Raw genomic sequence first — 9,236 nt, forward strand, 5'->3', positions numbered from 1 at the left:
GTGGGCCGCCAAGACATTTGCCATTGTGGTGAGGCCGGATACGCGCCTACCGAGCAATGGCTGAAGTGATATCATTCAATACCTGCGGGTCATCGATCGTCGCCGGAACTACATAGTCTTGCGACTCCGCAATGCTCTTGATCGTTCTCCGTAGAATCTTTCCCGACCTTGTTTTTGGAAGTTGATCGACAACGATGACGCGCTTGAAGGCAGTTACCGGACCAATTTCGGTTCTCACCAAGTTTACGATTTCTCTCGTAATTTCTTCCTCTGCACGCGTGACCCCATCGTTCAAAACGATGAGCCCAATTGGTAATTCTCCCTTCAAAGAATCTGCAACTCCAATAACGGCGCACTCCGCGACATCTGGATGCGCCGCCACCACTTCCTCGATTGCACCAGTGGACAGGCGATGACCCGCAACGTTAATAATGTCGTCAACGCGGCTCATGACGAAGATGTAGCCCTTATCGTCTATATATCCGGCATCCCCGGTCTTGTAGTATCCGGGATATTCCTCAAAGTATGATTTTAGAAATGCCTCATCGTCTTCCCACAGTGACAGCAAACACCCCGGTGGAAGCGGCAGCTTTATGACAATAGCTCCGTGCCCACCTTGCGGCATTTCAGAACCGCTCTCATCCACAATGCGAACATCAAATCCAGGCATAGGAACTGTGCTAGAACCATATTCTGTTGGCAGCTGTTCTATTCCCAACGGATTGGCTGCGATCGGCCACCCTGTTTCAGTCTGCCACCAGTGATCTACGACTGGCACATCAAGGAGACGCTCTGCCCACTGGATCGTGTCAGTATCTGCTCGTTCACCCGCAAGAAACAGCTGTCTGAAACCGGAATGATCGTAACCGGAAAGTAATGAACCTGCTGGGTCGACTTTCTTGATCGCCCTGAACGCCGTGGGTGCCGTGAAGAGCGTATTAACCCGGTGCCGCTCAATCACCCTCCAAAAGGTTGCAGCGTCTGGCGTTCCGACCGGCTTTCCTTCAAACAGTATTGTCGTACTGGCGTTAAGAAGCGGACCATACACAATATACGAATGACCGACGACCCATCCTACATCCGATGCGGCCCAGAACACCTCTCCCGGTTTGACATTGTATACATATGCCATCGACCATTTGAGAGCGACCGCATACCCCCCGTGATCCCTGACGATACCCTTCGGCTTTCCAGTCGTCCCCGATGTATGCAGAATGTATAGCGGGTCGGTAGACGCCACGCTCACACATTCGGCTCTCTCGCCAGCCGTTCTTGCGGTTTCAACCAGGGCGGCCCAGTCGAAGTCCCGCTCATGCTCAAGCTCGCACGACCTGCTAGAACGCTGGAAAATGATTGAACACTCAGGTTTGTGCGGGCTGAGCCTGATCGCCTCATCAAGGAGAGGCTTGTACTCAACGATACGACCAGGCTCGAGCCCGCAGGACGCTGACAACACAATTCTTGGCGTCGCGTCCTCGATTCGAGTGGCAAGCTCTCTAGCTGCGAACCCCCCGAATACGACCACATGGACTGCTCCGATGCGCGCCGTCGCAAGCATCGCAATCACAGCCTCGGGAACCATTGGCATGTAAATCAAGACCCGATCGCCGGCATTCACCCCACGCTCTTTTAGCACGGCCGCAAGTATACCAACCTCATCGAGTAGTTCAGAATAAGTATACTTCCGCACCGCTCCCGTCATTGCGCTATCGTAAATCAGCGCCAGATCATCTCCACGGCCATCGCGCACATGGCGGTCCAAAGCATTCCAGCATATGTTACATTCGGCGCCGACAAACCAACGGGTCGCATGATCTTTCGATTCTCTGAGTACGTCGTAAGGTCTATACCACTCAACGGCATGAGACGCTGCCTCCCAAAACTCATCAGGTGCCGATTCCCATTTCTGGTATGTCGTTCTATAACTTCCCATAAGAATGTCTTCCAATACTGCCGGGTCCACCTTGCCGCCACTATGTTCTTTACAACCGCACAACCAGTTTCCGGCCTGTGACCAAGACGGGATAGTTCCAATTTTCTTCGGTGTGAATCGTAGCTCGGCAGCACGTGCGGGTTGGCAATCTTGATGAATGCCAACCCGAGAGTGACTAGCGTTTGTCTCTCAATTTATCGACGTCGAACAAAGAATTGTCCATCTGATCAACTTTCTCCCAATCCGACGACATGCTGAGCATCGTGTGCCGTTGTGAAATCAAGTTTGGAATAATCACTGAACGCCACATTGCGCGTCCCGTTGTGGGCTGCCACCAGCGTGAATCGTCCCAAGTCCGCCATAGGTTACCCCGACGATCGTACATTTCCATCCACTGGGTATAGTAGAGTTCCTTATCTACCCAAATGCGTTTTTTGGAGTACTGGTAGCTGTTGGTGAGATCATCGATATCATAAACCCATACCGGCCTCAGCTCCATGTCAACAATTCCCGTCAGAGCGCAATGCGCCTCATCCGGACGATAAGGATCGTATGCTGCACCAACCTCCGGTGCGGCTAATACGAAGCCCTCTTTAACCATGGTGTACTTGAATTTGCGTTTATCAGTTTTGGTCCACTGACTACGCCATTCGTCCCAAGTGAGCTCCAGAGACGGAGCAATTGGATCTTGGCCATTGGTACCAGTAAGAGTGCGAGTACGACGGAGCGTAGGGATGAAAATCTTGAAGTTGTCATCTTTGTCAGCATCCGCGTACCGAAGTCGGACACCGGCTAATCCTCGCACATCCCTAGGCGAAGTTAGTAGCAAAGAACCCGCTTCGGTGACACCTTCATATCCCGGAACATTACCGAGCGGAGTTTTACCAACTCTACCCGCCATCTTGCGCCACCAAATATTGCCTGTGTAAGAGCGTTCGACCTTATTGCTGGAGCTACAGCCGGTCATCAGTACCGGGTTGAACCAGAGATCTTCTGTTCCCACGCCGTGCGCATTGAACAACCAGTTTAGTTCATCACCATTTTTTGGTGTCAGGAAAGGCAATCCGCTCTTTGTGAGAACGCCATTCTTTCCGTCCCTGTCTACCAACTCGCCCTTTTCATTAATCGTGAAGGGATCTTTGCCCAGCTTCTTGGTCGCATCTAGCAGAGCTTTCTGCATATAATAATGGTTCGTGGGAACAATGCGGATACCCTTGACACCCATCCACTCACTATTGAGCCGATCAATCCAGAACTTTGGAAGATAGTCTGACAACCAAGGCATTGACGCCAGGTTGTCTTTCGTGATGATTAACCCTGGTTTTAGCTCGCCCGGAATATCGGCGTCCTCTATGAGGCTCGAGGCCGTGTAACCTCTGAAATCCTTCCACTCTTTCTCAAGTTTTCGGGTCTCATCATTGTCAAGCATATCAGCCCAGGCTTTGTGTTCGGGCAAGCCCGTCTCCTTGGCAAACGCCTTCCAGCGCTCGATATAATCTTCTTGTGCATTCGCTACGGGCGTTGCAGCAGTCGCAACTGCCATAAGCGCCGTCGCTCCGATCAGAAAGCTTTTCAAGCTTAACCGTTTCATTTTCTTCTCCATCATCAAGAACCAGACATCTTTGCGTTATCGTTATGTTTCTCTAGAATTGGTAGGTCAGAGAAAACTCAACGTAGTCCGATTTGTTATAGAGCCCCAAAAGGCCCTGCTCATCCTTCCCGCTAAAGTAGCCCACTTCAATTCTGGGCTTCCAATTTCCTCCTCCTACGGAGAAATCTATTCTCTGCCTTATCGCAACGCCACCTTTATCCATGTCCCAGATCGCCAAGCCATCCAGAGTCACTTTGTCGTTTAAGAAACCCTTCGTGTACGTCTGAGTTATGAATTCCTGGTTCTCTTCAACATTTGTAAGCGCGTAAGGCGCCTGAAACAGGAGCCCATCAGCATCTTCGGTATGGATCTCGAAAAACTGAGTTGTCATAAAAATCGAACTGCGCTGCGATTCCCACCCCGGCACCCAGAAATTATAATCAAATCCGACCAGGACAGACAGCTGATCTCGTCTCGCGATTGTGTCGTCACGGGTAGTGATGAGAGCTGGTGTGCCGACGGTCATCCGCCCGGGCACAAAGGGGTTCTGAATCACCCCCTTGTTGAAGGGTTTGTCAAACTCGTATGCGGCCTCCAAACGCAGTACCGGAGAGACATCCTTTCGACCGAATCGGAGCTCCGTCATATCGCGTGTGAATGAGAAGCCGACGGTCTTTTGCCGGAGTGTGTAATCGAGGTCAAAATCTGCAGTAATAGAACACGGCACCCCTCCAGCGCCCGGATCCAGAATATCAAGGCAGCCGAACGGAATTAGCGGGAAGTCCCCCGGCACCGCAGTACCAGCTGCGAGAGCCTGGATGAAATCAACGTACTGGCCAGGCGCATTCGTCGCACCTATAGTGGTTGGGAGATCAATAGGCACATTGATTACACCCGCCGCATTTGGATCTCCGATAAAAGTGCCAATATGAACTGTTGCGCCGGTGTTGACGACTATCGGCAGGTCCTGAAAACCGTAAAATCCGTTAATTGTCCCTTGCCCGCCAAGCACATCGAATTTTAGCCGCATGCCGACCTCGGAATCTTCCCAGTCGTCTGTTTCCTTGTCCGACAGCCTTGCTCCCAACAAGGGCATGCCGAAACCCGACTGACCTTCCACCAACCTCGGGAAAGGCAGACCGAAGGGGCCTCCGGACGTACTGGAATTCGGCGTGGGATTATTCACGATGAATTCGGAATGGCGCACCACCGGAGTATAGATCACTTCCAGTGATGGATCCTTCAGTCCTAACCCCTCGAAAGGAGCAGCCAACCCAAGCTGGTCGATATCCAATGATAGGGCTGCACTCCACTGAGGTATCCGCAAGTCCTCGGTGTCTGTAAATATACTCCTTTGGCGGAGATCCTGTGGATTCAGAATATCGAGAAGCCGCAAGCCATCTGCTTGCCCCCACCCTCGCTGAAACTTTCCAATCTTCAGCGACGCGCGTCCCTCTGAATCAGCAAACGCTATCGACAGCTCTCTAATCACATCCTGCTCGAAATCATCGAGTATGCGATTTTCTTCACCGCTATTACCAAACGGTTCAGGAAGCGTGAGCGCCCCATCCTGCGAGAGTAAAAAATCAAAGCGATCTAGAAACGGAGGGCCCTTAGTAAAGTCTTGCGTGCCAGGCCCGGTTGAATCTCCATCATCAAGATCATAGTACCAATCGCCGCGCAGCCAAAAATCGGAAACGACCGTCACGTTGCTATTGGGAGTCCACTCAGCCTGAAGCTGCGCTACAAACTGGGAAGGCCCCACTCCAGTTCCACCACCATACCGGTCAAAATAGACGCCCGTCCCTTGCGTCAGACGTCCGCCCACCCAGACATTGTCGGGCAGGTTCAGCGCTTCAGCCAATGACTCGGCATTCGCTGCTAGCGGCATCATAAGGACTGTGGAAAATGCTGTAGCCCCGAGCAGGCATAGCTTTTGCGACTTAGTTTTAGTTTTTTTATTCTTGGTGTTCATCTTTCTCTCCCTCACTTTCTATTTTTTCCGATGCGCAGCCAGGCTCTATCGCCCTCAATCTAACCAACCATCGCCCTGACTATTTTCTTCTGTGTGCTAAACGGAAATCCCCGCGGCTTCAGCAAGCCGATTGCTGCAGGCACAACAGTGAGCGCCCCCACCATGTTGAACATCAAGATGATCGCCAACAGAACGCCCATCTCGGCTTGGAACCTGATCGGAGACAGGAAGTACCACGGCAATAGCGGCAGTATCATCGTCAGTGCCGTAACTATCACGGCAATACCAGACGTGTTGAACGCCCGGCCCGTCGCCTTCGCGAATTCATGGCCGTGCCTCATTTCGTCGCGTATCCGGTCTGCCATGTAGATGCTGTAATCAACACCACGGCCCAAACCCAACGCAGCAAGCGGGAGCGTATTCAAGTTCATCCCCACGTCCATAAGCGTCATGACACTCATGGTGATAAAGTGAGATGTCGTCAGTACAAGTATGATCACGACTGCAACTGCGGGTGATCGATATAGCCAGAGCAGGTTAACTGCGATAACGATGATAATGGCAATAAGGAGCACATTTTCTTTATGCTCGATCTCGTCGTTGCTCGCCTTAATTATACCGATCTGTCCGCCGGCGAACCTCACACGCGGCTCCCCATCTGAAAACTGATAGGTGTTTAGAAATTCTTGGCCCGCCGCCATCAACGCATTCACGGTGTCAGCACTATGCTCCCCCGTATAAATTGAGAGCTTACCGATGCTCCATTCCGGGTTCGTATAGGCGGCAAAGTCTCCTGGCTCACCGCCAGACCGGAACATGTAAATGTTAAATCCTATTTCTTCTTCTGTATCAGGAATTGTTTGGTATGAAGGGTCCCCTTCCCACAAAACCATGTTGATATTTTTTACAATCGGAACAAGGCTCTGTGCGCGAGTTGCCGGAAGAACTCGTTCGTAAATATAGCGATCAAATGCTTCGATCTGATGATACACACGCGGATCTAGCATGATCTCTCCATCACCGGAGAAATAGGCCTGCATTACATCCGTACCGACACGGTCAAAGCTTGAGTTGATTTTTTTGACATCTTTGTTGTATTGGGAATCTTTCCACAGGATCGGGCTCCCTTCTGCGTCACCTATTTTTAGCCCCTGCGAAATGAAAATGCCCGCAATCAACGCAGCGACAAAAGCCGGGAGGAATACATATCTGGACGTTTTCAGCCCAAATATTTTGGCTAGTGCGGCTTGACCCGGTAAGGTGGTGCGGAATTTTGTCGGCTTCCGAAGGACCGCCATGAACGCCGCAGCAACAATAATTCCCGGGGTCAGCGTTAGAAGCCAAAACGTGCAAATGAAGGCAAGCGACTGTATGCTTGGGATAGTCACCAGAGCCAGAACCGTAAATCCAGCTGCATCGGTAATCACAGCCGCAGTGCTCGGGAACAGAAGGCGCTCAAGGCCTTCTTTTACTGCATCACGCATGGTGGCACTATTTTCGATTTCATCGAAAACGCGCGAAACGAATTGAACTGAATGGGATAAGACAGTGGCGAAGACGAAAAACGGCAGCAGGAGCAACAGGGGATCAAGATTGTAACCGACCAAGCCAATGACGCCAAAGCCCCAAATCGTGACAGCGAAGGCCACGAGCATTGGAACAGCAACGCCAACCCAGGATCTGAAATAGAAAAGTAGGACGGCAGCGATAGCCAGCACAGACGCCGCAAAAACCAACAGCATCTGAGGCAGATATTTCTTAACCGTACCCAGAAGTACGGGTCTGCCAACGACTGATATTTTTACATCTTTCGTCGAGAATTCTGATTTTAGATTGTCAATAAAGGCGACGAACTCCCGAGAATCCACCTCCTCTGAAAGCTCGGCAGAAATAAGCATTGAATGCTCATCCAGTGAAACCAATGAGCCGAGAAACTGCCCCCTGACGATTTGTTTGAAATGCTCCATATCAGACTCAGAGCGGGGCACTTCCGGCCACATAAGAGGACTAACCAGAATTTGCCCCTCCCCGCCGGCCACCGATCTCGTCTTCCGGAGATTGGCCGCCTCAAACAGAGGGCGGATATTGTTATCGTGAAAATAGAACTCGTCTGATACTTCCCGATACGTTTCAAGAAAGTCCGAATTGTAGATGTCGCCTGCTTTATTTTCGACTTCGACAAGGACATTATTGACTCCACCAAACTGACTCCGGAACTCCTTATAGAGTTCGACATTCGAATGGTTTGCAGGCAGCATATCTTCGAGAACGACCTTCAACGAGACACCTGTCACGCCGAAATAAGCCGCCCCCGATGTGACCAGAAAAGCGATTGCCAGAATGATTCTGGGAAATCTTATGACGAAATTCGAAATATAACTTACCACTGAATTTGAGCCTTTGATTGAATTTGCAACAAGCGAACTACTCCTGTTACCACCGCACTAACGGCTCCGGATCTGAGACATCGAATTCGGTTTTTAGTACGGCACCGTTCGCCCCAACGACAATATACCATCCGTGTTCAGATGTTTTTGAGATTCCTCCGTACCAAAGGAATCCTGGCTTACTCTCCAGGGGCAGCAATTCCGATACAGGCAATCCAGCTTTTACACGTACCACCCCGCCCTGGCCTACGATCACTCCGTCACCATCTTGGTCTAATGTTAGATCGAACAAATGCGCATCTGTCCCCGAGGACAAAGCTGTGATCGTCGGGACACGGTCCTCTAAGCGTTCCGAGCCCTCTTCAACGTCACTGTCCGAACCAAATCGAACCATTGTAAGCTTGCCGCCAAGCCCAGATATTAGCGCCTCCGAACGCCATGCATCTACCGCTGTGAATGTGACCGAGGCATCGGGCGCGTCCAGCACCTCCCAGCTCAATCCATCATCGATTGACGACGCTATCAGGCCGAACTCCCCAACCAAAACCAACCGCCCGTCCTCGAGACGTGTAATGCCATTCAATCTCGGTAGATCACGCCCCTGATATCCGGATAACGCCTGAGTTTGCCACGTTTTACCGCCATCGGACGTGTGAAGCACTGTAGCCTCATGTCCGACGACCCAAGCTGTCTGGGCGTCGAGACAGTAGACATCTCGCAAGTTAATGCCCGGCTCAACATGCACAACTTCCCAATGCGCTCCCCCGTCTTCAGACCTCAGGATCTTGCCTCTACTCGTGACAGCAATGCCGACGGCCTCGTCCACAAAGTCGATTCGCCTAATTAAGTCCGTAAACGGCAAGGGCTCGCGCTTCCAGTGCCCTCCTCCATCCTCGGTCTTCAGTAGTGTCCCGTAGTATCCCCCCGCCCAGCCCACAGAATCAGAGACAAAATCGACGGCAAATAAATTATCAGGAACAAACCGTACACGTCCGTCAGTTGGCATCTCTATATTTGACCGAGGGCTTATGTCGGGGGGCGATAAAACGGCCTGCTCTGCCAGCGCCCCAGGTTGGGAGAAGTAAAGCACCCCAGCAGCAGCGGCAGCATGAGCGAATTTGAAGACCGGCAGGTTCATAGATTTGATCCAAAAGACCGCCAGCACTGCTGGCACAATTTCGACTTAGTTGGTGAACGCGTTCAGGCTGGGTCAGCCCACGCCAATACCGCCATCGGACAAGATGGTTGTGCCTGTGACGTATCGAGCCGACACCGGACAGGCAAGCAACGCATATAGCGCTACATGGTCTTCAGGCTTTGCGGCAAATCCGAGCGGTGTCATGCCCTCGA

Annotated in this window: 5 protein-coding genes; all 5 read right to left on the reverse strand. The window is 51.6% G+C overall.

Annotated features, from left to right (window positions below; translation table 11 throughout):
* Positions 1-46: 46 nt before the first annotated feature.
* Complete coding sequence (locus V7651_RS18525) at positions 47-1,933, reverse strand: AMP-binding protein (RefSeq protein WP_418887267.1); 1,887 nt, start codon at positions 1,931-1,933, stop codon at positions 47-49.
* Positions 1,934-2,108: 175 nt separating this feature from the next.
* Positions 2,109-3,539, reverse strand: coding sequence for an outer membrane lipoprotein-sorting protein (locus V7651_RS18530; protein WP_290501604.1), 1,431 nt, complete (start codon positions 3,537-3,539; stop codon positions 2,109-2,111).
* Between the two features lie 37 nt (positions 3,540-3,576).
* Positions 3,577-5,499 (reverse strand): hypothetical protein, encoded by a 1,923-nt coding sequence (locus V7651_RS18535; protein ID WP_335614012.1) that lies wholly within the window; start codon positions 5,497-5,499, stop codon positions 3,577-3,579.
* Between the two features lie 59 nt (positions 5,500-5,558).
* Positions 5,559-7,886, reverse strand: a complete 2,328-nt coding sequence (locus V7651_RS18540) for an efflux RND transporter permease subunit (RefSeq protein ID WP_290494597.1) — start codon at positions 7,884-7,886, stop codon at positions 5,559-5,561.
* 46 nt (positions 7,887-7,932) lie between these two features.
* Complete coding sequence (locus tag V7651_RS18545) at positions 7,933-9,024, reverse strand: WD40/YVTN/BNR-like repeat-containing protein (protein ID WP_045699442.1); 1,092 nt, start codon at positions 9,022-9,024, stop codon at positions 7,933-7,935.
* Positions 9,025-9,236: the final 212 nt, after the last annotated feature.

This window comes from Hyphomonas oceanitis (assembly GCF_036964545.1).
GTDB classification, from domain to species: Bacteria; Pseudomonadota; Alphaproteobacteria; order Caulobacterales; family Hyphomonadaceae; genus Hyphomonas; species Hyphomonas oceanitis.

Excerpts from the sequence above, each read along its gene's own strand:
- V7651_RS18535 (WP_335614012.1), bottom strand. The coding sequence starts at position 5,499 with ATGAACACCAAGAATAAAAAAACTAAAACTAAGTCGCAAAAGCTATGC.
- V7651_RS18545 (WP_045699442.1), bottom strand. The coding sequence starts at position 9,024 with ATGAACCTGCCGGTCTTCAAATTCGCTCATGCTGCCGCTGCTGCTGGG.
- V7651_RS18530 (WP_290501604.1), bottom strand. The coding sequence starts at position 3,539 with ATGATGGAGAAGAAAATGAAACGGTTAAGCTTGAAAAGCTTTCTGATC.
- V7651_RS18525 (WP_418887267.1), bottom strand. The coding sequence starts at position 1,933 with ATGGGAAGTTATAGAACGACATACCAGAAATGGGAATCGGCACCTGAT.